This window comes from Pseudomonas sp. ADPe (assembly GCF_014843515.1).
GTDB lineage: Bacteria > Pseudomonadota > Gammaproteobacteria > Pseudomonadales > Pseudomonadaceae > Pseudomonas > Pseudomonas citronellolis.
The window spans coordinates 6,971,258-6,997,865 of sequence record NZ_CP062122.1 but is presented as its reverse complement, the minus strand read 5'-3'; the positions used below and the strand labels follow the sequence as shown (position 1 = coordinate 6,997,865).

The following is a 26,608-nucleotide window of genomic DNA, read 5'->3' as shown; positions in this document are numbered from 1 at the left end:
CCCGTGGCACGGAGGTTCATGCTTGCAGGCCGTCGGCCAGCAGGCGGCTCATGTCGTCGCGCGGCACCGGGCGGCAGTAGAGGTAGCCCTGCATCACCGGGCAGCCCAGCGCCGCCAGCGCGCGCTCCTGGTTCGGGCATTCCACCCCTTCGGCCACCAGCTCCAGGCCCAGGGCCTGGGCGAGCTTGATGATGGCCTCGATGATCGCCGCGTCGCTGCGGTCCTGGAGCATGTCGCGGACGAAGCTCTGGTCGATCTTCAACACGTCCACCGGGAAGCGCTTGAGGTAGGCCAGGCTGGAGTAGCCGGTGCCGAAGTCGTCGATGGCGATGCGCACCCCCAGCTCGCGCAGCGCCGCCAGGGTCTGGCGCGAGGCGTAGCGGTCGCTGGCCAGCACGCCCTCGGTGATCTCCAGTTCCAGGTTGCCCGGCTGCATGCCGGTCTGGGCGAGGATCTCGGCCACCTGGTCGACGAAGCTCTCGCTGCGGAACTGCACCGCCGAGATGTTCACGCTGACCGTCAGCGCGTGCCCGGCATCGTTCCAGGCGCGGGCGTCCTGGCAGGCGCGCAGGAGGATCTGCTGGCCGATGGGCACGATCAGCCCGGTTTCCTCGGCCAGCGGGATGAACTCCGCCGGCGGCACCAGGCGGCCCTCGCCGTCGCGCCAGCGGATCAGCGCCTCGACGCCGACGATGGCGCGCGTGGCGGCGTGCACCTTGGCCTGGTAGAACACCTCGAACACGCCCAGCTCCAGGGCCAGGCGCATGTGCCGTTCGAGCAGGTGGCGCTCGCGCATGCGCGCCTCGATGTCCGCCGAGAAGAAGCTGTAGCCGTTGCGCCCGGCGGCCTTGGCCTGGTACATGGCGGCGTCGGCGTGGCGGTAGAGGTCCTCGGCGCCGTCGCTGTCGTCGGGGTAGAGGCTGATGCCGATGCTGGCGGTGAGGTGGTAGCTGGTGCCGCGGATGACGTAGGGCTCGCCCAGGGCCGCCTGCACCCGCGCGGCGAAGTCGCCGATGGCCTCCAGGCTGTGCACCTCCGGCAGCAGCACGGCGAACTCGTCGCCGCCCGGCCGGCACACGGTGTCCATCGCCCGGCACTGCCGGCTGAGGCGCAGGGCGGTCTCCTGCAGGATGGCGTCGCCCAGGGAGTGGCCCTCGGCGTCGTTGACCGCCTTGAAGTTGTCCAGGTCCAGCAGCAACAGGCCGACGCGCTGCTGGTTGCGCCGCGCGCCTTCGATGGCCTGGGCCATGCGGTCGGCGAGCAGGGCGCGGTTGGGCAGGTTGGTTAGCGGGTCCTGGTTGGCGAGGATCTTCGCCATGTGCCGCAGGCGCGCGTGGGTGCGGATGCGCGCGCGGGCCACCGGCAGGTTCATCGGCTTGGTGATGAAGTCCACGCCGCCCATCTGCAGGGCGCGCAGCTCGTGGGACACCTGGTCGTAGGCGGTGACGAAGATCACCGCGGCGTCGTTGAGCTTGGCGTCGGCCATCAGCGCCTGGCACACCTCGAAGCCGTCCATGCCGGGCATCTCGATGTCCAGCAGGACCACGTCCGGGCGGATGCGCCGGGCCAGTTCGAGGGCCTGGCGGCCGTCCGAGGCGAAGTGCGTCACGCCCAGCCCCCTGGCCGCCTCGCCCAGCAGCTGTATGTCGCTGACCTGGTCGTCGACGATCAGGATGACCGAGTCGAAGTTACGCGGATCTTCCGGCATTCCATTGCTCCAGCGGAACACTTTTGTAGGAGAATTCTGGTGTAGGAAAATTCTGGCATGAGGCTAGCCTAGATTACGAAAGCCTACCTCTGCATGATGGCGAATTGGCATGTTTTCTCGGGAATGCCGCGCGGACAGTGGCCGATGAGCTGTGTCTGTCAACTGATGGGCTGTCATGACGCCAGAACGCCATTATGGATAGACTCGAAACGACGGCCGACTTTCCCGGCGGTTCCCTGGGTGCCTGAGCGAGCAGTGTGCAGATGCAGTCCGTGAGTACGGGATACGCGATGGAGAGTATGGGCGAGCGCCACCATGCCGGGCTGTTGCGCCTGGCGTTGGGCCACCTGGCCCTGGATGCGGCGGTGCTGATGCGCGATGACGGCGGCGCCTGGCGGCTGTGCGCCTGCCTTGGCCTGGGCGCCGAGGACAGGGCCTGGCTGGAACGCCCGGGCGGGCTCCCCGACGACGGCGCGGCGGCGCTGGCCGCGCGCTGGGCGTTCCGGCACCTGTGCCCGCTGCGCTCGGCCGACGGCCTGCCGCTGGGGCAGCTCTGGCTGCTGGGCGAGCGCCCGCGCGAGCTGGACGCTCCCCAGGCCGAGGCCCTGGCCGAATACGCCGGCCTGGCCGCCGCGCTGCTGGAACTGGAGCGCGGCGCCGAGCGCACCCGCATCACCGAGCGGCGCCTGGCGCTGGCGGTGGAGGGCAGCGGCACCGGCATCTGGGACCGCCACGTGCCCAGCGGCGTCATCCATTATTCCTCCGGCTGGAAGGCCCTGCTGGGCTACGCCGAGGACGAGATCGGCGAGCGCATCGAGGAAAGCTACGCCCGCGTGCACCCGGACGACCTGGCCTACGTCAGGGCGACCATGGAGGCGCACTTCGCCGGGCAGACCGCGGCCTACGAGGTGGAGCACCGCATCCGCCGCAAGGACGGCAGCTACATGTGGGTGTGCAGCCGCGGCAAGGTGGTCGAACGCGACGAGCAGGGGCGGGCGCTGCGCATGCTCGGCACCACCACCGACATCACCGCCCAGCGCGTGCTGGCCGAGAAGCTGCGGCAGAACCTCGAACTGCTCACCGACCTGACCAACGAGATTCCCGGCATGGTCTTCCAGTACCGCCGCCTGCCCGACGGCTCGGCGCGCTTTCCCTACGTCAGCGCCGGCAGCCGGGAAATCTACGGCATGGCTCCGGAGGAACTGGCCGACGGCCCCACCGAGCGTATCCGCGCGATCATCCACGACGAGGACATGCCGCGCTACCTGGCTGCGCTGGAGGCCTCGGCGCGGACCCTGGTGCCCTGGCAGCTGGAATACCGCGTGCAACTGCCGGAGCAGGGCGTGCGCTGGCGCCAGGGCCATGCCCACCCGCGCCGCCAGGCCGACGGCAGCGTGCTCTGGCACGGCTTCATCACCGACATCACCGAGCGCAAGCGCATCGAGGCCGAGCTGCAGGTGCTGGCCACCACCGACTTCCTCACCCAACTGCCCAACCGGCGCTGCTTCATGCACCAGCTGCAGGCCGAGCTGGGCCGCGTGCAGCGCGGCGGCGAGCGCAGCGCCGCGGTGCTGATGTGCGACCTGGACCACTTCAAGGCGATCAACGACCGCTGGGGCCACGCGGTGGGCGACCTGGCGCTGCGCCACTTCGCCGACGTCCTCGCCGGCCTGGTGCGGCGCAGCGACAGCGTCGGGCGCATGGGCGGCGAGGAGTTCGCCGTGCTGCTCAGCGACGCCAGCCGCGACAACGCCGTGGCCTTCGCCCAGCGCCTGCAGGAGCACCTGGCGCAGACCCCGCTGGTGCACGCCGGCGAGCGCATCCCGCTGACGCTGAGCATCGGCGTCGCCGACATGCTCGCCGGCGACGCCACGGCCGAGGCGGTGCTGTCGCGCAGCGACCTGGCGCTGTACCGCGCCAAGCAGGCCGGGCGCAACCGCATCGAGTACCTCTGAACGGGCCGGATGGCCTGCCTTGGGCTATGGTGCAGGGAGCACCGCCCAAGGGAGGCCACCGTGAACCCGCAAGTCGAAGTGCAGGTCGCCGGCCCGGACGAGGAGCCGCTGCTGGCGGCCATGCTGCCGGGCTACCTGCGCGAGCTCGGCGTCGAGTCGGACCTGTACCCGTACCTGGCGCTGTACTGGCTGGAGCCCGGGCGCCGGCCCTACCTGATCCGCGTCGACGGCCAGGTGGCCGGCTTCGCCCTGGTGCGCGCCCTGGAGCGGCCGGGGCTGCACGAGCTGGCCGAGTTCTATGTCGGCCAGGCGTTCCGCCGCCAGGGCGTGGGCCGCGCCGCGGCCTGGACGCTGTTCGAAGGGCAGCCCGGCGACTGGCAGCTCAACGTGCTGACCGGCAATCGCAACGCCCTGGCGTTCTGGCTGCGGGTGGTGCCGTGCGGCACCGTGCCGCTGCCGGTGGACGATCCCGAGGCCTGGCCGCACCTGCGCTTTCGCTTTCACGTCGGCTGACCCTTGCCAGGCGCCGCCGCGCCGGGCAGATTGGCGCCCGCATTCATTTCCCCAGCCCTGGAGCACTTCATGCCGCACTTCACCGCCACCGTCACCGTCAGCGCCGAGCACCGGGGGCGCGAAACCGAGGCCGTGGACAACCCGGCCATTGCCGTCGAGCTGCGTACCCTGGAGCCGGGGGTGATGGAGCTGGTGTTCCAGGGGCAGCTGGATGCGCCGGAGGAGCCGACCCACGTCTGCGTGAGCCTGGATAACGGCCTCAACTACTACGGGCCGATCACCGGCGGCAGCGCCGATGAGGCCGGTGGGCGGATCAGCTTCGAATGCGACATGGTCGAGCCGGAACTGCTGGTCTGATCGCGCCATCCCTGTAGGCGCGAGTTTGCTCGCGAACCTTTATCTGCCTACGGTTCCATGAAGCACGGTCGTAGGAGCAACTGTCTTGCGCCGATGTGCTCGTCGTAGGATGGGTTGAGCTTGCGATACCCATGCTGCCGTGGTGATGGGTATCGCTTCGCTCAACGCCATCCTACGAAAAGCCGTGCTTCCTGGAACCGTAGGACTCTATCCGCCCTACGATGAAACATCCGATCGGGATGACTCCGAACTCCCCATTCACTCCGGACGGCTCCCTCTCCCTCCGGGAGAGGGCTGGGGTGAGGGGGCTCTGCACGAACGAAAGACCGGCCCTGGGGCCGGTCGAGGGTGACACCGGAGTTGGCGAAAATCAGCCGCGCTTGAGCACCAGCGTCAGGATGTCGTAGCTGGCCACCAGTTCGCCGTTCTGGTTGGTGACTTCCACGTCCCAGGCCACCACGCCTTGCGGCTCGCCCTTGGGACTCTTCTTGCCCTGGTCGATCTTGCGCTTGCAGGTCAGGCGGGCCTGGATGGTGTCGCCGATGCCCACCGGGTTGATGAAACGCAGGGTGTCCAGGCCGTAGTTGGCCAGCACCGGGCCGACGCCGGGGGAGACGAACAGGCCGGCGGCCGCCGAGAGCACGAAGTAGCCGTGGGCGATGCGCTTGCCGAACTGCGAGTCCTTGGCCGCCAGCTCGTCGAAGTGCATGTAGAAGTGGTCGCCCGACAGGCAGCCGAAGTTGACCAGGTCGGCCTCGGTGACGGTGCGCCGGTGGGTCAGCAGCGATTCGCCGATCTTCAGCTCGTCGAAGTAGCGGCGGAACGGGTGCACGTCGGTCTCGTAGACCTGGGCGCCGCGCACGTATTCGCCGGTGACCGCCATCAGCATGGTCGGCGAGCCCTGTACCGCGGTGCGCTGCAGGTAGTGCTTGACCGCGCGCACGCCGCCCAGTTCCTCGCCGCCGCCGGCGCGGCCCGGGCCGCCGTGCTTGAGCACCGGCAGCGGCGAGCCGTGGCCGGTGGATTCGGCCGCCGACTCGCGGTCGAGGATGTGCAGGCGGCCGTGCAGGGCGCCCATCACCGGGACCACCTTGGCCGCGACCTGCGGATCGCGGGTGATCAGGCTGGCCACCAGGCTGCCCTTGCCGCGCGCGGCCAGGGCGATGGCTTCGTTGAGGTCGTCGTAGGCCATCAGGGTGCTGACCGGGCCGAAGGCCTCGATGTCATGGGCTCCACCTTCGGCATGCGGGTCGCGGCTGCGCAGCAGGGTGGGGGCGAAGAACGCGCCTTCGCTCACGCCTTCGCCGCGCGGGGCGAAGCCGTCCTTCGCGCCGAAGACCAACTCGCTGGATTTCAGCAGCGCTTCCACGCGCTCGGCCACGTCGGCCTGCTGGGCGTGGGAGGCGAGGGCGCCCATCTTCACGCCTTCCACCGACGGGTCGCCGACCACGACTTTGGCCAGGCGTTCACGCAGGCGTTCGGCCACGGCGTCGATGTGCCTGGCCGGGACGATGGCGCGGCGGATGGCGGTGCATTTCTGCCCGGCCTTGGCGGTCATCTCGCGGGCCACTTCCTTGACGAAGAGGTCGAATTCCTCGTCGTCCGGGGTGACGTCCGGGGCCAGGATGGCGCAGTTCAGCGAGTCGGCCTCGGCGTTGAAGGGCACCGAGTTGCGGATCAGGTTGGGGTTCACCCGCAGCTTGGCGGCGGTGTCGGCCGAGCCGGTGAAGGTGACGATGTCCTGGCCCTGCAGGCGGTCGAGCAGGTCGCCCGTGCCGCCGATGATCAGCTGCAGGCTGCCGGCCGGCAGCAGGCCGGATTCGTGCATCAGGCGCACGGCGGCTTCGGTCACGTAGCTGGTGGCGGTGGCCGGCTTGACGATGCACGGCATGCCCGCCAGGAAACTGGGCGCGAACTTTTCCAGCATGCCCCAGATCGGGAAGTTGAAGGCGTTGATGTGTACGGCGATGCCGCCGCGCGGCACCAGGATGTGGCTGCCGGCGAACTTGCCGGTCTTGCCCAGGGGCATGGCCGGGCCTTCGTGGACCACGTTGCCCGAGGGCAGCTCGCGGCCGCCGACGCCGGCGTAGGCGAACAGGGTGCCGGCGCCGCCTTCGATGTCGATCCAGCTGTCGGCGCGGGTGGCGCCGGTGTGGCGGGAAATCTCGTAGAGCTGTTCCTTGCGCTCGGTCAGGTACAGGGCCAGGGCCTTGAGGCGCTGGGCGCGCTGCTGGAAGTCCATGGCCATGAGTGCGGCCAGGCCGCTCTGGCGGGCGTGGGCCACGGCTTCGGCGAAGTCCGGGGTCTCTTCGTGGGTGCGTGCCACGAGCTGGCCGTTCAGTGCGCTACGCAGCGCCTGGGCGCCATGCTGGCCGATCCAGCGGCCGCCGATGAAACTCTGCAGGGTGGGCTCTTGGGCCATCACTCTATCCTCCAAAAGGTACGCAAGGGTTCCGGCCGCGGCCGGTGACCACCGTAGCCGGGTGGGCTGCGGCGGCGCGTTGCAACGGTGGCGGGGAAAGGCCGCCGGGTCAGGGACGCCAGGGGCCTTTTGGGCCCGGGGCGGTGAAACCTGGCTCTTTGTAGGAGCGGGCCCTGCCCGCGATTCGCGCGCAGGGCGCGCTCCTACATGGAGACCGCGTAGGATGGGTTGAGCGAAGCGATACCCATCATCGTGGCCTACGAAGAGCAGTCAGAGCTGGTCGAAGTCGAGGACCACCTTGTCGCTCAGCGGGAAGGCCTGGCAGCTGAGCACGTAGCCGGCCGCCACTTCGTAGTCTTCCAGGGCGAAGTTGCTGTCCATCTCCACTTCGCCTTCGATCACCTTGCACTTGCAGGTCGAGCACACGCCGGCCTTGCAGGAGTAGGGCAGCTCGGCGCCCTGGGCGTTGCCGGCGTCGAGCACGCTGACGCTGTTGCGCGCCAGTTCGAAGGAGAGTTCGCGGCCGTCGCTGATCACCGTGACCTGGCTCTTGCCGCTGTCGGTCGCGGCGGCGGCCTGTCGGGCTTCGCGCCTGCTTTCGCTGCCGGCGGCGGCGAACAGTTCGAAGTGGATGCGCTCGGCCGGCATGCCGTTGGCCTTGAGCTGGTCGCGCACGGTCTCGGTCATCGCCTGCGGGCCGCAGATGAAGGCGGCGTCGAGGTTCTTCACGTCCAGCCAGCGGCTGAACAGCTGGCCGCACTTGTCGGCGTCGATGCGGCCGTTGTACAGGTCCACGTCCTGCTGCTCGCGGCTGAACACGAAGATCAGGTTGAGGCGCTGCAGGTAGCGGTTCTTCAGGTCTTCCAGCTGCTCGCGGAACATCGCGGCGTTGCTGGAGCGGTTGCCGTAGAGCACGGTGACGCGGCTGTGCGGCTCGCTTTCCAGGGTGGTCTTGACGATCGACAGGATCGGCGTGATGCCGCTGCCGGCGGCCACCGCCAGGTAGTTGCCGTGGCGCGCCGCATCCAGTTGCACGTTGAAGTGGCCGGCCGGCGGCATCACTTCCAGGCTGGCGCCGGCCTTCAGCGCCTCGTTGGCGTAGGCCGAGAAGCGCCCGCCGGGCACGCGCTTGATGGCCACGCGCAGCTCGCCGTCGTTGACGCCGCTGCAGATGGAGTAGGAGCGGCGCACTTCCTCGCCGTTCAGCTGGGCGCGCACCACCAGGTGCTGGCCCTGCTCGAAGCGGAAGCTGTCCTGCAGGTCCTGGGGGACGTCGAAGGCGATGGACACGGCGTCGCGGGTCTCCGGGCGCACTTCGCGGATCTTCAGGCTGTGGAATTTGCTCATTGTTCTTCTCCGGCGGCGCCGCCGCTCAGATGCACTTGAAATAATCGAAGGGTTCGCGGCAATCGACGCAGCGGTACAACGCCTTGCAGGCCGTGGAGCCAAACTGGCTGAGCTGCTCGGTGTGCAGGCTGCCGCACTGCGGGCAGCGCACCTCCGGCGTCTCGCCGAGCAGGCTGCGCTTGCTGGTGCTGCCGGCCGGCGGGGCGATGCCGTACTCGCGCAGCGCCTGGCGGCCGGCGTCGCTGATCCAGTCGGTGGTCCAGGCCGGGTCCAGGCGCCGTTCCAGTTGCGGCGCGGCGAAGCCGGCGTGTTCCAGGGCCTGCTGGATGTCCTGCTCGATGACCTCGGTGGCCGGGCAGCCGGAGTAGGTGGGGGTGACCACTACGTGCAGGTGCCCGCGGTGCCAGTCCAGGCCACGGACGATGCCGAGGTCGACCACGCTGACCACCGGCACTTCCGGGTCCATCACCTGGCCCAGCACGTGCCAGGCGTGGCTGAGGTCGTCGGTGGAGCCTGCGCGCGCGCCGCGGTCGCTGGCGATCAGCTCACCAGGTCGCATCGGGGTAGGCCCGCTGGAGGAACTGCATCTCGGCCAGGAGGATGCCCAGGTGCTCGGTGTGCAGGCCGCGGCGGCCGCTGAGGTAGAAGTTCACCGCGGGCTCGGGCAGCGGCAGGGTGGCGCTGGCGAAGATGTCGGCGACCTTGGCGCGCCAGGCGGCGGCCAGCTCTTCCGGGTTGGGCGCCACGCCTTCGGCGAACAGGCGCTGCTCGATGTCATCGGCGTTGCACAGTTCGACGGTGAAGCGCCAGACCTGCGGAATCGCCGCCAGCATGCGCGCATGGCTTTCCTCGGTGCCGTCGCCCAGGCGCTCGACCCATTCGCCGGAGCGGCGCAGGTGATAGGTGACTTCCTTCAGCGCCTTGGCGGCGATGGCGGCGATGCGCGCGTCACTGGAGCCGCTGAGTTGGCGCAGCACGTGGAAGTGCCAGGCGTCGTAGAGGAACTGCTTGGCCATGGTCACGGCGAAGTCGCCGTTGGGCTGCTCGACCAGCAGCAGGTTGCGGAAGGCGCGCTCGTCGCGGCGGAAGGCCAGGTGGTCGGCGTCGCGGCCGTCGTCCAGCAGCTCGGCTGCGTACTCGTACCAGTTGCGCGCCTGGCCGACCAGGTCGAGGCCGACGTTCATCAGCGCCAGCTCTTCTTCCAGGGCCGGGGCGCGGCCGCACCATTCGCACAGGCGCTGGCCCTGGACCAGGGCGCTGTCGGCGAGGCGCAGCAGGTATTCGATCTTGTCGTTGTTCGGGTTCATCGCACGCGATCTCACATGTGGCCGACTTCGGGCGGCAGCTCGTAGAAGCTGGCGTGGCGGTAGACCTTGTCCTGCGCCGGGTCGAACAGCGGGTCCTTCTCGTCGGGCGAGGAGGCGGTGATCAGCGCCGAGGGCACCACCCAGAGGCTCACGCCTTCGTTGCGGCGGGTGTAGAGCTCGCGGGCGTTCTCGATGGCCATCGCGGCATCGGCGGCATGCACGCTGCCGACGTGCTTGTGGTTGAGGCCGTGCTTGCTGCGCACGAAGACTTCAAAAAGGGTCCATTCGCTCATGGTGTTCTCCTCGCGGCTCAGGCGGCGTCGCGTTTGCGTTGTTGTTTTTTACGGGCATGGGCGACCGCGGCTTCGCGGACCCAGGCGCCGCTCTCGATGGCGTTGCGGCGGGTGGCGATGCGCTCGGCGTTGCACGGGCCGTTGCCCTTGAGCACTTCGTAGAACTCTTCCCACTGGATTTCGCCGAAGTCGTAGTGGCCGCGTTCCTCGTTCCACTTCAGGTGCGGGTCCGGGGCGGTGCAGCCGAGCAGTTCCAGCTGCGGCACGGTCTGGTCGATGAAGCGCTGGCGCAGCTCGTCGTTGCTCTGCCGCTTGATCTTCCAGGCCATGGACTGGGCGCTGTTGGGCGAGTGCTCGTCGCTGGGGCCGAACATCATCAGCGCCGGCCACCAGAGGCGGTCGATGGCGTCCTGGACCATGTCCTTCTGCGCCTGGGTGCCGTGGCGCATCATGGTCAGGAGGATTTCGTAGCCCTGGCGCTGGTGGAAGCTCTCTTCCTTGCAGATGCGGATCATCGCGCGGGAGTAGGGGCCGTAGGAGGTGCGCTGCAGTACCACCTGGTTGACGATGGCGGCGCCGTCCACCAGCCAGCCCACCGCGCCCATGTCGGCCCAGTTCAGCGTCGGGTAGTTGAAGATGCTGGAGTACTTGGCGCGGCCGGAGTGCAGCTTGGCGACTTCCTCGTCACGGTCGGCGCCGAGGGTTTCCATGGCGCTGTACAGGTACAGGCCGTGGCCGGCTTCGTCCTGGATCTTCGCCATCAGCTGCAGCTTGCGCTTGAGCGTCGGCGCGCGGGTCACCCAGTTGCCCTCCGGCAGCATGCCGACGATTTCCGAGTGGGCGTGCTGGGAGATCTGGCGGATCAGGGTCTGGCGGTAGGCGTCGGGCATCCAGTTCTTCGCCTCGATCTTGATCTCGGCGTCGATCTTCTCCTGGAAGGCACGCTCCTCGGGGGACATGTCCTCGAGCGACTTGACGCGTTTGACGCCAGTCTCGACCAGTTGTGCGTACATGCTGTGTCTCCAGCCTTTGTTCTGTTGTGGGGGGGGGGCCTTGGCCATGGCGTTATTTTTAAATGATACAGAAAGCAATGTCTAACACTAAATAGTGTGTCGTATGTGTTTTTTGTATCGCTTTGGGGGTAGGCGGGGGTGGAGCGTTGGGCGCCAGTGGAAGGCTTGTGGCGTCTGTTTTCGGAAGTTTGCGGCTATCTGGCGGTGAGCGTGATGATAGAGGAGGGTGTGGATCAGGCGGGTGGTCGCGGCTCCGGCGTGATACCGGAGTGACGAATGGAGGGGTTAAAGCGATACGTAAAATTAGATTGTGGCTGGTGTGCGTGTTTCTGATGTGGCGCCCGCCGGGGCGGGCGCCGGTATCGGTTCAGGCGTCGACGATCACCTGGAAGCCGCCGAAGATCATGCGCTGGCCGTCGAAGGGCATGGACTGGAAGTTGTCCTTCAGGCGTGGGTCCTCCATGACCTTCTTCATCCCGGCGTCGCGTACCTCGCGGGACGGCCAGGTGATCCAGGAGAACACCACGGCCTCGTCCTCCTTGCGTTTCACGGCCATGGGGAAGGAGGTCATCTTGCCTTCGGGGACGTCGTCGCCCCAGCACTCGACCACGCTGAGCGCGCCGTGCTCCTTGAAGACTACCGCCGCCTTGCGGGCCAGCTCGGTGTAGGCCTCGCGGTTGGCGGTGGGGACGGGGACGATGAAGCCGTCTATGTAGTTCATGGTGGGGCTCCCTTTGCTGTTGGAGGGGGAGGTGGGTCTCCCGTGGGGGTCGATTGATAGTCGTTCAGGGTGGGGGAGTATCGACAGGGGTGTGGCGGAAGGTGATGGGCGGTCGGGGAATGGGCTGGATGTTTTTGGTGTGGGGGTGAGTTGGGTTCCCTCTCCCCAGCCCTCGGCTGCGCGCCCCGCCCTGAAGGGAGAGGGGGCTTGTCCGTGCCGAGAAAGGTGATGGTTTCCGCCGGCAGCCACTGCGCCGGCTAACGCCATAACACCAAACCCTGCCCAACGGTCCCCTCTCCCTTCAGGGAGAGGGTTAGGGAGAGGGAGCGGAGGTCCGCTTGACGATGAAGCCAAGCCCTACCTCTCAATGCCGACTGGCCACAGCCGCCCCAATCCCCGTCATCGACCGGATGAACTGCCCCAGGTACCGCCCACGCTCCGCCTCCGCCCTCGCCGAGCGGTCGCTCACCGAGAACCCCCAGGCCGCCAGGAAGGCCGCGCTCATGGAGAACAGCGCCGGGTTGCTGTAGGGGAACACCGCTTCGGCGTTGCCCAGCACCGCCACCCACACCGGCGGGCCGAGCACCAGCAGGGCGATGGCGGTGAGCAGGCCGGCCAGGCTGCCGGCCACCGCGCCGCGGGTGGTCAGGCCGCGCCAGAACATCGAGAGGAACAGCACCGGGAAGTTCACCGAGGCGGCGATGGCCAGCACCAGGCCGGAGAGGAAGGCGATGTTCTGCGACTCGAAGAGCACGCCGAGGATCACCGCCAGCACGCCGATGCCCAGGGTGGCCAGGCGCGACACGCGCATTTCCTCGGCCTCGCTGGCCTGGCCCTTGCGCAGCACGCAGGCGTAGAGGTCGTGGGACACCGCCGAGGCCGCCGACAGCGCCAGGCCCGCCACCACCGCGAGGATGGTGGCGAAGGTCACCGCGCAGATGAAGCCGAGGAACAGGTTGCCTCCCACCGCCTGGGCCAGGTGCACGGCGACCATGTTGCCGCCGCCGATCAGCGCGCCCTCGGCGGTGCGGAAGGCCGGGTCGTCGCCGACCATGACGATGGCGCCGAAGCCCACGGCGATCAGCAGCAGGTAGAAGTAGCCGATGAAGCCGGTGGCGTAGAACACGCTCTTGCGCGCCTCGCGGGCGTCGCTGACGGTGAAGAAGCGCATCAGGATGTGCGGCAGGCCGGCGGTGCCGAACATCATGCCCAGGGCCAGGGAGATGGCGTCCACCGGGTTTGCCAGCAGGCCGCCGGGGGCCATGATCGCCACGCCCTTGGCGTGCACTTCGCTGGCCGCGGCGAACATCGCCTCGCTGCTGAAGCCGAAGTGGCGCAGCACCATGAAGGCCATGAAGCTGGTGCCCGAGAGCAGCAGCACGGCCTTGATGATCTGTACCCAGGTGGTGGCCAGCATGCCGCCGAAGGTCACGTAGCAGACCATCAGCGCGCCCACCACCAGCACCGCCTGCAGGTAGCTCAGGCCGAACAGCAGTTCGATCAGCTTGCCGGCGCCGACCATCTGCGCCACCAGGTACAGCAGCGCCACGATCAGTGTGCCGAGGGCCGCGGTGATGCGGATCGGCGCCTGCTCCAGGCGGTAGGCGACCACGTCGGCGAAGGTGTACTTGCCCAGGTTGCGCAGGCGCTCGGCGATCAGGAACAGGATGATCGGCCAGCCGGCGAGCACGCCCAGGGCGTAGAGCAGGCCGTCGTAGCCGCTGGCGAACATCATCGCCGAGATGCCCAGGAAGGACGCCGCGGAGATCATGTCGCCGGCGATCGCCAGGCCGTTCTGCATGCCGGTGAGGCCGCCGCCGGCGGTGTAGAAGTCCGCTGCCGAGCGGGTGCGCAGCGCGGCCCAGCGGGTGATGGCCAGGGTGGACAGGACGAAGGCCAGGAACAGGCCGATGGCGTGCCAGTTCAGCGGGCGTTCGGCGCCGGCGGCCAGGGCCGGCTCGGACAGCGCCAGACCGGCGAGCAGGAACAGGGCCTTCATGCCTGGGCCTCCTGCTTGAGCCGGTCGTTCAGCGGGTCCAGCACCTTGTTGGTCTGGTGCACGTAGAGGCCGGTGAGCAGCACCGAGAGCAGGATCAGGCCGACGCCGGCGAGCATGCCGACGCTGGTCACCCCGCCGGCGAGCGGGCGGCCCAGCAGGCCGGGGGCGAAGGCCACCAGCAGCACGAAGCCGTAGTAGGCCAGCAGCAGGGTGGCAGTGAGGGACCAGGTGAGGCGTTGCTTGCGGCGGACGAGAAGAAGGAAGTCCGGGTGTTCCCGGAGGCGTTCCAGGGGCAGGGTCATGGCGCGCTCTCTGTTGTTGTGAGGTTGTCGAGGCGATCTGTTTGATACGCAAATGTATTGTTTATATGTAATTACGTATCGGAATTGATTGTCGCTCAGCGGACGTGGGGCGGGGAGGGTGGTGCGGGCGAAGTTCGTGTCGGGATGTTGCCGGGAGAGGGCTTTTCGTAGGAGCGAACCGCCCAGCGCAAGAGCGTTCGCGAGCAAGCTCGCTCCTACAGGGTGTGGGGTCGCGTGCCAACGAGAAACTCCTCGCCGCAGCCCCGTAGGATGGGTTGAGCTTGCGATACCCATCGGGCCATGGTGATGGGTATCGCTTCGCTCAACCCATCCTACGAAAAGCATCACGGCGCAATCGCCGGCAGGGCACCGCGTGCAAACGAAAAACCCCGCCTCGGCGGGGTTTTCCTGGCGCGGGGCGATCAGCCCTGGTTGCGCTTGTCGAACACGTGGCAGGCCTTGCCTTCCGAGCGCTTGAGGCTGTGGAAGGGCTGGATCAGGATGCGCGCGCTGATGCCGATGTGCGTCTTGACCTGCTTGCTCAGCTCGTTGGCCACCTGCTTCTGCTGCTCGGCGTCCAGGTGCTGCAGTTCGTGCTTGAGTTCGACGTGCACGTCCATGCTGTCCATGTTGCCGTTGCGATACAGGTGGATTTCGTAGACTTCGGCCAGCTGTTTCACTTTCAGCACCTGCTCCTCGATCTGCGTGGGGAACACGTTCACCCCGCGGATGATCAGCATGTCGTCGCTGCGCCCGGTGATCTTGTCGATGCGCCGCATCGGCCGCGCGGTGCCCGGCAGCAGGCGGGTCAGGTCGCGGGTGCGGTAGCGGATCATCGGCAGCGCTTCCTTGGACAGCGAGGTGAACACCAGCTCGCCGTATTCGCCGTCGGGCAGCACCGCGCCGGTGGCCGGGTCGATGATCTCCGGGTAGAAGTGGTCTTCCCAGACGGTCGGGCCGTCCTTGGTCTCGGCGCATTCCATGGCCACGCCCGGGCCCATGATCTCGGACAGCCCGTAGATGTCCAGGGCGGTGATGCCCAGGCGCTCTTCCACGGCGCGGCGCAGCTCGGCGGTCCACGGCTCGGCGCCGAAGATGCCCAGGCGCAGCCTGAGGCTGTGCGGGTCGACGCCCTGGCGCTCGATCTCGTCGGCCAGGTTGAGCATGTAGGACGGCGTGACCATGATGATGTCCGGCTGGAAGTCGCGGATCAGCTGGACCTGCTTCTCGGTCTGGCCGCCGGACATCGGGATCACCGTGCAACCCAGGCGCTCGGCGCCGTAGTGCGCGCCCAGGCCGCCGGTGAACAGGCCGTAGCCGTAGGACACGTGGACCTTGTCGCCCTTGCGCCCGCCGGCGGCGCGGATCGAGCGCGCCACCACGTTGGCCCAGGTGTCGATGTCGTTCTGCGTGTAGCCGACCACGGTGGGCTTGCCGGTGGTGCCGCTGGAGGCGTGCAGGCGCACGATCTCGCTCTGCGGCACGGCGAACATGCCGTAGGGGTAGTTGTCGCGCAGGTCGTTCTTGCCGGTGAAGGGGAACTTCGCCAGGTCGTCGAGGGATTTCAGGTCGTCCGGGTGCACGCCGGCTTCGGCGAAGCGCTGGCGGTACAGCGGGACGTTGTCGTAGGCGTGCTTGAGGCTCCAGCGCAGACGGTCCAGCTGGTGCTGGCGCAGTTCATCGAGGCTGGCGGTCTCCAGCGGGTCGAGCAGGGCACGTTCGGCATCATGGTACATATTCATGGGTTCACTCGATTTGTTCTTGTACGCCAGCCCGCGTGCGGGCTGCGAGTGTCATGGGGGGAGGATACGCCCCCCGCGGAATCCGGTCTTTGCGCTTCTGGCCAGGGTCTTTGGCGTCCCTGCCAGAGTTACCGCGGCAGGCGCTCGATGACCATGGCGATGCCCTGGCCGACGCCGATGCACATGGTGCACAGGGCGTAGCGGCCGCCGCGCTCTTCCAGTTCGTGCAGCGCGGTGGTGACCAGGCGCGCGCCGCTCATGCCCAGCGGGTGGCCCAGGGCGATGGCGCCGCCGTTGGGGTTGACCCGTTCGTCGTCGTCGGCCAGGCCCAGTTCGCGCAGCACGGCCAGGCCCTGGGCGGCGAAGGCTTCGTTGAGTTCGATCACGTCCATGTCGTTGAGGCTCAGTCCGGTCAGCTCCAGCACCTTGCGCGTCGCCGGCACCGGGCCGATGCCCATGATCCGCGGCTCGACGCCGGCCACCGCCATGCCGACCACCCGGCCGCGGGCCTTCAGGCCGTGGCGTTGGGCCGCTTGCGGGCTGGCCAGCAGCAGCGCGCAGGCGCCGTCGTTGACCCCCGAGGCGTTGCCGGCGGTGACGCTGCCGCCCTCGCGGAACGGCGTACCGAGCCTGGCCAGCTGTTCCAGGGTGGTGTCGCCGCGCGGGTGCTCGTCATGCTCGACGACCTTGGCCGGGCCTTTGCGCTGGGGAATTTCCACCGGGACGATTTCCTTCGCCAGGCGGCCACGGGCCTGGGCGGCGGCGGCCTTGTGCTGGCTGCGCAGGGCGAAGGCGTCCTGGTCGGCCCGGGAGATGCCGAACTGTTCGGCGACGTTCTCCGCGGTTTCCGGCATGGAGTCGATGCCGAACTGCGCCTTCATCAGCTTGTTGACGAAGCGCCAGCCGATGGTGGTGTCGAAGATCTCCGCCGCGCGGCCGAAGGCCTGCTCGGACTTGCCCATCACGAAGGGCGCACGGGACATGGATTCGACGCCGCCGGCGAGCATCAGCCCGGCCTCGCCGCAACGCAGGGCGCGGGCGGCGTTGCCGATGGCGTCCAGGCCCGAGCCGCACAGGCGGTTGATGGTGGTGCCCGGCACTTCCTGGGGCAGGCCGGCCAGCAGCGAGGCCATGTGGGCGACGTTGCGGTTGTCCTCGCCGGCCTGGTTGGCGCAGCCGAGGATGACGTCGTCGATGGCGCTCCAGTCCAGCTGCGGGTGGCGCTGCATCAGGGCCTTGAGCGGGATGGCGGCGAGGTCGTCGGCGCGCACGCTGGAAAGGGCGCCGGCGTAGCGGCCGATGGGCGTGCGCACGGCGTCGATGATCAGGGCATCGCTGAGGGTGGCGTTGGTCATTCGGGGGTCTCCTGCGTCAGCACGGTGCCGCGCACTTTGTAGGATTTGCCGTGGAACAGGGCGATCAGCTGTCCGTGCTGGTTTTCGATGCGCACGTCGTAGTTGCCGGTGCGGCCGCTGCGGCTCTGCTCGCTGGCCGTGGCGGTCAGTTCGTCGCCCAGGCGCGCCGGGGCCACGTAGTCGATGCTGCAGCCGATGGCCACGGTGGCCTCGTCATAGCTGTTGCAGGCGAAGGCGAAGGCCGAGTCGGCCAGAGCGAAGAGGAAGCCGCCGTGGCAGGTGCCGTGGCCCTGGATCATGTCCTCGCGCACCGGCATGTGCAGTTGCGCGCTGCCGGGGCCGGCGTCGAGCAGGGCGATGCCCAGGCGCTGGGTGGCCTGGTCGCGGCTGAACATGGCGTCGGCGCAGGCGCGGGCCAGTCGTTCGGGGGTGCGTTCAGTCATGCAGGCGGCTCCCTTCGGCGTGCTTGCGGCGCAGCAGCAGGGACGGGCGGTAGCGTTCCTCGCCGTAGCTGCGTTGCAGGTTGTCCAGAGTGCGCAGCACGTAGCCGACGCCGATGGCTTCGGTCCAGGCCAGGGGGCCGCGCGGGTAGTTGACGCCGGCGCGCATGGCCAGGTCGATGTCGGCGGCCGAGCCTACGCCTTGCAGCACGGCGTCTGCCGCTTCGTTGGCGAGCATGGCCACGGTGCGCAGTACGGCCAGGCCGGGCAGGTCGGCCAGGGCGGTGACCTTCAGGCCGGCACGGCGCAGCAGGGCCACGGCCTGGTCGCGGGCTTCGGCGCTGGTGTCGGCGGACCAGCCGATGGCGATGCGCGAGGCCTTGGCGTAGTCCAGCGCCAGGTCGAACAGCACCAGGTTGCGCAGGCCGTCGTCCTTGGCGCGCTGGCTGGCCAGGCGGCCGTCGGAGAGCGCCAGCACAGCATCGCCGACGCGCAGCAGGCCGCTGCCGGCGCGCTCGATCACCTGCACGCCGGCATCCTTCAGGCGCTGCACCAGCGGCTGGGCGACGCCCAGGTCGCCTTCGACCACGCAGCTGGCCACTTCGGCGATGCTGTCCAGCTCGGCCGCCTGCGGGCGCTCGGCGCCTTCGGCATAGTCGTAGAAGCCGCGGCCGCTCTTGCGGCCCAGGCGGCCGGCGTCCACCAGCTCCTTCTGGATCAGCGAGGGCTGGAAGCGGAAGTCGCCGTAGTAGGCGGCGAACACCGAACAGGTCACCGCGTAGTTGACGTCGTGGCCGATCAGGTCGGTCAGCTCGAAGGCGCCCATGCGGAAGCCGCCCGCGTCGCGCAGCAGCGCGTCGAGGCTGGCGCAGTCGGCGGCGCCTTCCTGCAGCAGGCGCAGGCTTTCGGCGTAGAACGGGCGGGCCACGCGGTTGACGATGAAGCCGGGGGTGGAGCGGGTGTGCACCGGCTGCTTGCCCCAGTGCTTCGCGGTGGCGTGCAGGGCCTGGGCCAGCTCCGGACAGGTCGCCAGGCCCGAGACGATCTCCACCAGGGCCATCAGCGGCGCCGGGTTGAAGAAGTGCATGCCGATCACCCGCTCGGGGTGCTGCAGGCCTGCGGCGAGGCTGGTGATGGACAGCGAGGAGGTGTTGCTGGCGAGGATGCAGTCGGCTGCGCATAGCGCTTCCAGCTGGTTCAGCAGGCCGCGCTTGACCTCCAGGTTCTCGACGATGGCCTCGATCACCAGGCGCGCATCGGCCAGGGCCTCGATGGCTTCCACCGGTTGCAGGCGCGCGACTATGGCGCTGCGCTGCTCGGCGTCGAGCTTGCCTTTTTCCACCAGGCGGCCGAGCTGGCGGTCGATGCCGTCGATGGCCTGGGCGGCGGCGCCCGGGCGGTTGTCGTAGAGCTTCACCGGGTGGCCGGCCTGGGCCGCCACCTGGGCGATGCCGGCGCCCATGGCGCCGGCGCCGACCACCGCGACCTGGGCATTGATAGCCAGTGCTTGCATGTCAGCGGCCCTTGAAGCTGGGGGTGCGTTTTTCCATGAAGGCGCCGACGCCTTCGCGGTAGTCCTCGCTGCGCCCGGCCAGGCGCTGCAGGTCGCGCTCCAGCTCCAGCTGCTCGTCGAAGCTGTTGTTCAGGCTGGCGTTGAGGCTGCGCTTGATCAGCGCCAGGCCGTAGGTCGGCTGGGTGGCCAGGTGACGGGCCAGCTTGAGGGCTTCCTCGCGCAGGTTGGCGTCGTCCACCACCTGGTAGATCAGGCCCCATTGCTCGGCCTGTTCGGCGGACAGGCGGTTGCCCAGCAGGGCCAGGGCCTTGGCGCGGGCCAGGCCGACCAGCCGCGGCAGCGTCCAGGTGCCGCCGGAATCGGGGATCAGGCCGATCTTGCAGAAGGCCTGGATGAAGCTGGCCGAACGCGCCGCCAGGACCAGGTCGCAGGCCAGCGGGATGTTCGCCCCGGCGCCGGCGGCCACGCCGTTGACCGCGCAGATGACCGGCAGCGGCAGGTCGCGCAGGGTGCGGATCAGCGGGTTGTAGAACTTCTCGATGGACTCGCCCAGGTCGGGCATCTCGGCGCCCGGGGCGACGTTGCGGTCGGACAGGTCCTGGCCTGCGCAGAAGCCGCGGCCTTCGCCGGTCAGCAGCAGCACGCGGGCCTCTTCGCTCTGGCGCACCTGCTTGAGCGCTTCGCGCACCTCGCCGTGCATCCTGGCGTTGAAGCTGTTCAGCTGCTCCGGGCGGTTCAGGCTGAGGAGGGCGACGCCGTCCTCGATGGAAAACAGGATGTGCTCGAAGGTCATGGGCGGGCTCGCTCCATCAATCGGTATATGGAAAGGAAGAGGCTTCAGCGGCCGAGGAAGCGCGCCGGGCGCTTTTCCTGGAAGGCGCGGATGCCTTCCTCGCGGTCGGCGGTGCCGGCCAGCAGGGTGAAGGCGTGGCGCTCGAAGCGCAGGCCGCTGGCCAGGTCGGTGTCCTGGGCCTTGAGCAGCGCTTCCTTGGCCATGCGCACGGCCAGCGGCGCCTTGCGCGCGATGACGCGGGCGACCTGCAGGGCGCGCTCGACGGTGAATTCGGGTTGGGTGACTTCGCTGACCAGGCCGGCGCGCAGGGCGTGGCGGGCGTCTATGGCTTCGCCGGTGAGGACCATCTGCATGGCCAGGGACTTGCCCACCGCGCGCAGCAGGCGCTGGGTGCCGCCGGCGCCGGGGATGATGCCGAGGTTGATTTCCGGCTGGCCGAAGCGGGCGTCCTCGCCGGCGATGAGGATGTCGGCGTGCATCGCCAGTTCGCAGCCGCCGCCCAGGGCGAAGCCGTTGACCGCGGCGATCAGCGGCTTGGCGAAGGCGGTGATGCGCTGCCAGTGGGCTACGCGCGGGTCGTCGAGGATGCCGACCAGGTCGCGCTCGGCCATCTCCTTGATGTCGGCGCCGGCGGCGAAGGCCTTGCGGCTGCCGGTGATGACCACCACGCGGGTCTCGGCGTCGCGCTCGGCGGCGTCCAGTTCCACCGCCAGTTCGCCCAGCAGTTCGGTGTTCAGGGCGTTGAGCGCCTCGGGGCGCTGCAGGGTGATCAGGCGGACGCCGTCCTCGGGCGCCTGCACGGCGAGGGTACGAGGCATGTAAAGCTCCTCAGGCTGCACGCACGGCCTGAGGCCGGCTCATTGGAATTGTTATGTGGGCCCGTCGCGCCTCTGTGGGTGCGGACGGGCCCTGGCTGGCATCCAGTATATGCCTTAAGTGATACAAAACAGCAATAGCAAAATTTATTTATGTGTCTCGTTTTTCGAGCGAGCTGCCAGGTTCGGGCTTCCGCAAGGGGCTGCGAAGCCCGTTGGGCAAGGGCTGAGAGCTATAGGATTTGCGGCTTGGCAGGTGTGCCGGTGGTCGCTCGGGAAAGCGATACAGCATCGGGCGCATTGACGATCGGATTTGTTGTGATACAAGATTTTCCAAACAACGAATCACGACGGGTCGCTTTCCCGTCCCGCCTTGCCGGCGCCCCTGGCGCCGCCGTGCACAAGGAGCCACCCCGATGCCGTCCGTCGCCTGCGCGCTGGAACCCTTCGCCGAAGCTGGATGCCCGTTCAGGGTGCAGCGCCACCTCGAACTGCCCGAAGAGGAGGCCTGAGATGCCCTGCTATAGCCTTGAAGGTCTGACCCCGGTGGTCGACCCGACCGCCTATGTCCACCCCACGGCGGTGCTGATCGGCGACGTCATCGTCGGCCCCGGCTGCTACGTCGGGCCGCTGGCGGCGCTGCGCGGCGACTTCGGGCGGATCATCCTGGAGGAGGGCGCCAACCTGCAGGACACCTGCGTCATGCACGGCTTCCCGGACAGCGACACGGTGGTCGAGCGCAACGGCCACATCGGCCATGGCGCGGTGCTGCACGGCTGCCGCATCGGCGCCGACGCCCTGGTGGGGATGAACGCGGTGGTGATGGACAAGGCGCACATCGGCGAGCGCTGCATCGTCGCCGCCACCGCCTTCGTCAAGGCCGGCTTCGAATGCCCGCCGCAGAGCCTGGTGATGGGCTCGCCGGCCACGGTCAAGCGCGAACTGAGCGAGCAGGAAATCGCCTGGAAGCAGCGCGGCACCGCCGAATACCAGCAATTGAGCAAGCGCTGCCTGGCCAGCCTGGTGGAATGCCAGCCGCTGGCCGCGGTGGAGGCCGCCCGCCCGCGCCTGGGCGATTCCGGGTTCCGCCCGAAGGGGCAGGGCGCATGAGCCTCATTGGGGTTCGCTCCAATGGCCAGGCGGCCCGGCGGGCAGGTATAGTCGGCGCTTTATCCGCGCCCGACCGAGCCATGAGCAGTCTCGCCCCGCTGAACCAACTGATCGCCCGCTTCCAGGAACAGACGCCGATCCGCGCCAGTTCGCTGATCATCACCCTCTATGGCGACGCCATCGAACCCCATGGCGGCACCGTCTGGCTGGGCAGCCTGATCGGCCTGCTGGAGCCCATGGGGATCAACGAGCGGCTGATCCGCACCTCGATCTTCCGCCTGACCAAGGAAGGCTGGCTGACCGCCGAGAAGGTCGGCCGGCGCAGCTACTACAGCCTCACCGGCACCGGCCGGCGGCGTTTCGAGAAGGCCTTCAAGCGCGTGTACAGCCCCGGCCTGCCGGCCTGGGACGGCGCCTGGACGCTGGTGCTGCTGTCGCAGCTGGCGGCGGACAAGCGCAAGCAGGTGCGCGAGGAACTGGAATGGCAGGGCTTCGGCGCCATCGCCCCGAGCGTGCTGGCCTGCCCGCGCTGCGACCGCGCCGACCTCACCGCGACCCTGCTGGACCTGGACGCGCTGGACGACAGCATCGTCTTCGAGACCCACGCCCAGGAGGTGCTCGCCTCCAAGGCCATGCGCCTGCAGGTGCGCGAGAGCTGGAAGATCGACGAGCTGGGCCAGCACTACAGCGAATTCATCCGCCTGTTCCGCCCGTTGTGGCAGGCGCTGCGCGAGCAGGGCGAGCCGGATGCCCAGGACTGTTTCCTGGCGCGCACCCTGCTGATCCACGAATATCGCAAATTGCTACTGCGCGACCCGCAACTGCCGGACGAGCTGCTCCCCGGCGACTGGGAAGGACGCGCGGCGCGGCAGCTGTGCCGCAACCTCTACCGCCTGGTGTATGCCAGGGCCGAGGTGTGGCTGAACAGCGCCCTGGAGACCGCCGACGGCCCCCTGCCGGATGCCGGCGAGAGCTTCTACCGGCGCTTCGGAGGGCTGAACTGAGCCAGGCTGGCTCGAAACATGCTTCACAAGCGCCGGACCGAGGCGGCGCTGCGGGACCACCGGCCGGACGGCCGGACCATGACGGGCGCCTGCCTGAGCGTCCGCTGATAAAAACAATGCGTGCATGAGGCTTTAGGTCATGAACCCTTCATCGATTTCCAGGGATGAGGCTTTCGAAGCGTGGTTGGGCCAGGTCAACCAGGCGTGCGGGCGTTTCGACGCGCGCACCCTGGGGCCGTCCTTCCACGGGAAGCTGCGGGAGTACCAGGGCGGTGCCATCAAGCTCAGCGTGGTCGACATGTCCCAGGTGCACCTGTACCGCACCAGCAAGGAGGTCAGCGCCAGCGGCAACGGCCACTTCTACGCGGTGTTCCAGCTCGAAGGGCGCTCGCGCCTGGAGCAGGACGGCAGCCGCGTGCAACTGGCCCGCGGCGACATCACCCTGGTGGACGCCAACCGCCCCTGCGACATGACCTACGAGGAGGACTCGCGGCAGCTGTCGCTGATCCTCCCGCGCCAGGTGCTGGAGCGCGGCCTGCGCTTCTCCGGCATCGACTGCGCGCGGCGCATCCCGGCCAGCTCGCCGGTGGCGGTGCTGGCCAATACCCTGATCCTCGAAACCACCCGCCAGAACGGCCTGGGCATGCAGGAAAGCGAGGCCACCCTCGACGCCCTGGTCAGCCTGCTGCGCCCGGCCCTGGCCGGCGCGGAAGCCGAGGGCGACAGCCATGAAAGGCTGTTCCGCAAGGCGCTGGCCTTCATCGACGAGCACATCGGCGCCGAGGAACTCTGCCCGGAACTGATCGCCCGCGAAGTGGGGGTATCGGTGCGCGGCCTGTACCGCATGTTCGCCAAGAAGGGCCTGGTGGTGGCGCAGTACATCAAGAACCGCCGCCTGGACTTCTGCGCCGAGTCCCTGCGCAACGCGGCGGGCGAGCAGAAACTGTCGGCGCTGGGGTATGCCTGGGGGTTCTCGGATTCCAGCTACTTCTCCACGGCGTTCAAGTCGCGCTTCGGGGTTTCGCCGGGGGAGTATCGGAAGCGGTATGTGCATTGATGTAAGAGCCGCTGGAGGCTGGAGGCTGGAAGCTGGAAGCAAGAGCGCCCAGAGCCCTTCTCTCTGAAGGGAGGGAGGCAGCTTCGTAGGGCGAATAACCGTTCGCGGTTATCCGCCGTCGGCCAGAACGCCACCCCGGCTGCAAGCTGCAAGCAAGAGCGTGAAGAGCCCCTCTCCCCAACCCTCTCCCGCAAGCGGGAGAGGGGGCTGTCCGTGCCGAGAGGAGAAATGGTTTCAGCTGGAGTCCGCGGTGCTAGCCAGGCCGGCTGCGCGCACCTGCTTTTCGTAGGAGCGAGCTTGCTCGCGAACGGGGGCTCCCTGTGGCACTGGCATATCAGGTCGACTCCGCTCCCTCTCCCCAGCCCTCTCCCTGAAGGGAGAGGGGGCTTGTCCGTGCCGAGAGGGGGCCTGGTTCCAGACGGCAATCCCTGTGCTAGCCGGCTAACTCCAGAACATCCAACCCTGCCCAACGGTCCCCTCTCCCTTCAGGGAGAGGGTTAGGGAGAGGGTGCTCTTGGGGCCGGCACCACCACAACCATAGCCTCCCAGCCCCGTAGGATGGGTTGAGCGAAGCGATACCCATCGCCCCCACCGCATGGGTTTCGCAAACGAAAAGCCACGAAAGCCCCTCGGCGCAGCCGGCGAGACGGTTGACCCCACCGCTCTTGCTTCCAGCTTCCAGCTTCCAGCTTCCAGCTTCCAGCTTCCAGCCTCCAGCGGCTCTTCTGGCACCCCCACCAACACGACTGGCACACAGAAAAACACCCGCCCTCGCGCCCCTGGCGACAATCGTCCTCGACCGGCACCTGCCTTGTGTCCGGCCGATAAGAATCGATCGAGAGTGCCCCCGCATGCTTTTCACCGTGAAAACCCGAATCAAGACCGGCCTCTGCGGCCTGCTGCTGGCCGTGGCCGGTGCCCAGTCCGGGCTGGCCCTGGCCGATGACCTGGCCGCCAAGGGCCAGGCCGTTTTCGAGCGCGACTGCTCCGTTTGCCATACCGCCAATGCCGGCGGCGCCAACATCATGGGGCCGAACCTGCATGGGGTGATCGGCCGCAATGCCGGCTCCCTGGCCGGCTTCAGCTATTCCCAGGCGATGAAGGACAAGGGCGCGGCCTGGAGTCGCGAGAGCCTCGAAGCCTTCGTCACCCAGCCCCAGGCCGCCGTGCCGGGCACCTACATGCCCTACCAGGGCCTGGCCGACGCCGACGAGCGCAAGGCCCTGAGCCTGTGGCTCAGCCAGCAGCACTGACCTTTCCCGGCCGCTCCCGGCGAGCGGTTCCCTGCCTGGCCCGCGGGCCGCAAGAACAGGAGTCACCATGAGCATCACCGCAACCCTGCCGCAGGTCGCCGAGTTCCTCCAGCGCCGCCACGGCTGCTTCATCGACGGCGCCTGGGTGGCCTACGACGGCCCCACCAGCGACGTGCTCAACCCGGCCACCGGCGAAACCATCGCGCAGATCGCCGACATCGATACCGAGATGCTCGACCGCGCCGTGAAATCCGCCCACGCCGCCTTCAAGTCGCGCGTCTGGTCCGACCTGCGCCCGGCCGACCGCGAGCGCATCCTGCTGCGCTTCGCCGACCTGGTGGAGCAGCACGCCGAGGAACTGGCCCAGTTGGAAACCCTCAGCCAGGGCAAGTCGATCAACCTGACGCGCATGCTCGACGTCGGCGCCACCGTCGAGTTCATGCGCTACATGGCCGGCTGGGCGACCAAGATCGAGGGCCAGTCCCTGGACGTGTCCATCCCGCTGCCGCCGGGCACCAAATTCACCGCCTTCACCCGCCGCGAGCCGGTGGGCGTGGTCGCCGGCATCGTGCCCTGGAACTTCCCGCTGATGATCGCCGTGTGGAAGCTGATGCCGGCCCTGGCCACCGGCAACACCGTGGTCATCAAGCCCGCTTCGGAAACCCCGCTGACCGCCCTGCGCCTGGCCGAGCTGGCCTTCGAGGCGGGCGTGCCGGCCGGGGTGTTCAACCTGGTCACCGGCGACGGCGCGCGCATCGGCGGCGGCCTGGCTTCGCACAAGCTGGTCAGCAAGGTGTCTTTCACCGGTTCCACCGCGGTGGGCCGCAGCGTCGGCATCGCCGCCATGCAGAACATGACGCGCTTCGCCCTAGAACTGGGCGGCAAGAACCCGATGATCATCCTGGCCGACGCCGACATCGACAAGGCCGTGCAGGGCGCGCTGCTGGGCGGCCTGCTCAACAGCGGCCAGGTCTGCGCCGCGGCCTCGCGCTTCTACGTGCACGAGTCGCGCTACGCCGAGTTCGTCGAGAAGCTCGGCGCGGTGGTCGCCGGCATGAGCATCGGCCAGGGCATGGACGACACTGCGCAGATCACCCCGCTGGTGTCGCGCAAGCAGCAGGCCTCGGTGCTCAAGCACATCGAGACCGCCCGCCGCGAAGGCGCCCGGGTGGTCTGCGGCGGCGAGCCGATGGACTGCGACGGCTTCTTCGTGCGCCCGACCGTGCTGGCCGACGTCACCCAGGACATGGCCGTGGCCCACGATGAAGTCTTCGGCCCGGTGCTGGCGGTGCTTTCCTTCAAGGAAGAGGACCAGGCCATCGAGATGGCCAACGACAGCGAGTACGGCCTGGGCGCCAGCCTGTGGACCAACGACCTGACCCGCGCCATGAACCTGGTGCCGCGCATCGAGTCCGGCACCGTCTGGGTCAATGCCCACGTGCTGCTGGACCCGAGCATGCCCTTCGGCGGCGTCAAGCAGTCCGGCATGGGCCGCGAGTTCGGCCGCGCGGTGGTCGAGGCCTACACCGAGATCAAGTCGGTGTGCATCGCCCACTGAGGGCGCCTTGCGTAGCGTGCCGCGCGGCGGC

General features: G+C 68.5%; 24 protein-coding genes. 8 read left to right on the top strand and 16 right to left on the bottom strand.

From position 1 onward, the window contains the following. Positions 1-16: 16 nt before the first annotated feature. Positions 17-1,708: a putative bifunctional diguanylate cyclase/phosphodiesterase gene (locus tag IG194_RS31510; RefSeq protein ID WP_058489947.1), complete on the bottom strand. Its 1,692-nt coding sequence runs from the start codon at positions 1,706-1,708 to the stop codon at positions 17-19. 263 nt (positions 1,709-1,971) lie between these two features. On the opposite strand from IG194_RS31510, the gene IG194_RS31505 reads away from it, so the two are divergent. The 3 genes from IG194_RS31505 (at position 1,972) to IG194_RS31495 (ending at position 4,533) form a co-directional block, all read left to right on the top strand. Then, a complete protein-coding gene (locus IG194_RS31505; RefSeq protein WP_058489946.1) occupies positions 1,972-3,663 on the top strand; it encodes a sensor domain-containing diguanylate cyclase in 1,692 nt (563 codons plus the stop codon). A gap of 60 nt (positions 3,664-3,723) precedes the next feature. Continuing rightward, the gene (locus IG194_RS31500; protein WP_009622497.1) at positions 3,724-4,176 is read left to right on the top strand and encodes a GNAT family N-acetyltransferase; all 453 of its coding nucleotides are present in this window, start codon (positions 3,724-3,726) and stop codon (positions 4,174-4,176) included. Positions 4,177-4,245: 69 nt separating this feature from the next. Next, positions 4,246-4,533 carry a hypothetical protein gene (locus IG194_RS31495; RefSeq protein ID WP_009622496.1) on the top strand — a complete coding sequence of 96 codons (288 nt, stop codon included), beginning with the start codon at positions 4,246-4,248 and terminating at the stop codon, positions 4,531-4,533. Positions 4,534-4,903: 370 nt separating this feature from the next. On the opposite strand, the gene paaZ is transcribed toward IG194_RS31495, so the two are convergent. The 15 genes from paaZ to paaF all read right to left on the bottom strand — a co-directional run bounded on the left by paaZ (position 4,904) and on the right by paaF (position 20,598). Beyond that, positions 4,904-6,955, bottom strand: coding sequence for a phenylacetic acid degradation bifunctional protein PaaZ (gene paaZ / locus IG194_RS31490; protein WP_058489945.1), 2,052 nt, complete (start codon positions 6,953-6,955; stop codon positions 4,904-4,906). 270 nt (positions 6,956-7,225) lie between these two features. Further along, positions 7,226-8,302, bottom strand: a complete 1,077-nt coding sequence (gene paaE / locus IG194_RS31485) for a 1,2-phenylacetyl-CoA epoxidase subunit PaaE (RefSeq protein WP_058489944.1) — start codon at positions 8,300-8,302, stop codon at positions 7,226-7,228. A 25-nt stretch (positions 8,303-8,327) separates the two neighbouring features. After that, on the bottom strand, positions 8,328-8,861 hold the full coding sequence (paaD, locus tag IG194_RS31480; protein WP_058489943.1) for a 1,2-phenylacetyl-CoA epoxidase subunit PaaD: 534 nt from the start codon (positions 8,859-8,861) through the stop codon (positions 8,328-8,330). Beyond that, the gene (gene paaC, locus IG194_RS31475) at positions 8,848-9,609 is read right to left on the bottom strand and encodes a 1,2-phenylacetyl-CoA epoxidase subunit PaaC (protein WP_058489942.1); all 762 of its coding nucleotides are present in this window, start codon (positions 9,607-9,609) and stop codon (positions 8,848-8,850) included. The genes paaD and paaC overlap by 14 nt, the downstream gene beginning before the upstream one ends. Before the next feature lie 11 nt (positions 9,610-9,620). Next, positions 9,621-9,902, bottom strand: coding sequence for a 1,2-phenylacetyl-CoA epoxidase subunit PaaB (paaB, locus tag IG194_RS31470; protein ID WP_024764426.1), 282 nt, complete (start codon positions 9,900-9,902; stop codon positions 9,621-9,623). A gap of 17 nt (positions 9,903-9,919) precedes the next feature. Further along, on the bottom strand, positions 9,920-10,915 hold the full coding sequence (paaA, locus tag IG194_RS31465) for a 1,2-phenylacetyl-CoA epoxidase subunit PaaA (protein ID WP_058489941.1): 996 nt from the start codon (positions 10,913-10,915) through the stop codon (positions 9,920-9,922). 367 nt (positions 10,916-11,282) lie between these two features. Beyond that, positions 11,283-11,636, bottom strand: a complete 354-nt coding sequence (locus tag IG194_RS31460; RefSeq protein WP_058489940.1) for a DUF1428 domain-containing protein — start codon at positions 11,634-11,636, stop codon at positions 11,283-11,285. A gap of 364 nt (positions 11,637-12,000) precedes the next feature. Further along, the gene (locus IG194_RS31455; RefSeq protein ID WP_058489939.1) at positions 12,001-13,635 is read right to left on the bottom strand and encodes a cation acetate symporter; all 1,635 of its coding nucleotides are present in this window, start codon (positions 13,633-13,635) and stop codon (positions 12,001-12,003) included. Further along, the gene (locus IG194_RS31450) at positions 13,632-13,937 is read right to left on the bottom strand and encodes a DUF485 domain-containing protein (RefSeq protein ID WP_043271749.1); all 306 of its coding nucleotides are present in this window, start codon (positions 13,935-13,937) and stop codon (positions 13,632-13,634) included. The genes IG194_RS31455 and IG194_RS31450 overlap by 4 nt, the downstream gene beginning before the upstream one ends. Positions 13,938-14,359: 422 nt before the next feature. Next, positions 14,360-15,679 (bottom strand): phenylacetate--CoA ligase PaaK, encoded by a 1,320-nt coding sequence (gene paaK / locus IG194_RS31445; protein ID WP_058489938.1) that lies wholly within the window; start codon positions 15,677-15,679, stop codon positions 14,360-14,362. 128 nt (positions 15,680-15,807) lie between these two features. Continuing rightward, complete coding sequence (gene pcaF, locus IG194_RS31440; RefSeq protein WP_058489937.1) at positions 15,808-17,034, bottom strand: 3-oxoadipyl-CoA thiolase; 1,227 nt, start codon at positions 17,032-17,034, stop codon at positions 15,808-15,810. Continuing rightward, positions 17,031-17,477 (bottom strand): hydroxyphenylacetyl-CoA thioesterase PaaI, encoded by a 447-nt coding sequence (paaI, locus tag IG194_RS31435; protein WP_058489936.1) that lies wholly within the window; start codon positions 17,475-17,477, stop codon positions 17,031-17,033. The genes pcaF and paaI overlap by 4 nt, the downstream gene beginning before the upstream one ends. Further along, on the bottom strand, positions 17,470-18,987 hold the full coding sequence (paaH, locus tag IG194_RS31430; RefSeq protein ID WP_058489935.1) for a 3-hydroxyacyl-CoA dehydrogenase PaaH: 1,518 nt from the start codon (positions 18,985-18,987) through the stop codon (positions 17,470-17,472). The genes paaI and paaH overlap by 8 nt, the downstream gene beginning before the upstream one ends. A gap of 1 nt (position 18,988) precedes the next feature. Then, positions 18,989-19,780 carry a 2-(1,2-epoxy-1,2-dihydrophenyl)acetyl-CoA isomerase PaaG gene (gene paaG, locus IG194_RS31425; RefSeq protein WP_009622460.1) on the bottom strand — a complete coding sequence of 264 codons (792 nt, stop codon included), beginning with the start codon at positions 19,778-19,780 and terminating at the stop codon, positions 18,989-18,991. Between the two features lie 44 nt (positions 19,781-19,824). Beyond that, positions 19,825-20,598 (bottom strand): 2,3-dehydroadipyl-CoA hydratase PaaF, encoded by a 774-nt coding sequence (paaF, locus tag IG194_RS31420; RefSeq protein WP_058489934.1) that lies wholly within the window; start codon positions 20,596-20,598, stop codon positions 19,825-19,827. Between the two features lie 510 nt (positions 20,599-21,108). Here paaF and paaY point away from each other — a divergent pair. The 5 genes from paaY (at position 21,109) to IG194_RS31395 (ending at position 26,577) form a co-directional block, all read left to right on the top strand. Then, on the top strand, positions 21,109-21,705 hold the full coding sequence (gene paaY / locus IG194_RS31415) for a phenylacetic acid degradation protein PaaY (protein ID WP_058489933.1): 597 nt from the start codon (positions 21,109-21,111) through the stop codon (positions 21,703-21,705). Positions 21,706-21,785: 80 nt separating this feature from the next. Further along, positions 21,786-22,709 (top strand): phenylacetic acid degradation operon negative regulatory protein PaaX, encoded by a 924-nt coding sequence (gene paaX, locus IG194_RS31410; protein WP_024128733.1) that lies wholly within the window; start codon positions 21,786-21,788, stop codon positions 22,707-22,709. Between the two features lie 139 nt (positions 22,710-22,848). Further along, on the top strand, positions 22,849-23,766 hold the full coding sequence (gene feaR, locus IG194_RS31405) for a transcriptional regulator FeaR (RefSeq protein ID WP_058489932.1): 918 nt from the start codon (positions 22,849-22,851) through the stop codon (positions 23,764-23,766). A gap of 851 nt (positions 23,767-24,617) precedes the next feature. Continuing rightward, the gene (locus tag IG194_RS31400) at positions 24,618-25,019 is read left to right on the top strand and encodes a c-type cytochrome (RefSeq protein ID WP_082816350.1); all 402 of its coding nucleotides are present in this window, start codon (positions 24,618-24,620) and stop codon (positions 25,017-25,019) included. A 67-nt stretch (positions 25,020-25,086) separates the two neighbouring features. Then, positions 25,087-26,577 carry an aldehyde dehydrogenase family protein gene (locus IG194_RS31395; RefSeq protein ID WP_058489931.1) on the top strand — a complete coding sequence of 497 codons (1,491 nt, stop codon included), beginning with the start codon at positions 25,087-25,089 and terminating at the stop codon, positions 26,575-26,577. Positions 26,578-26,608: the final 31 nt, after the last annotated feature.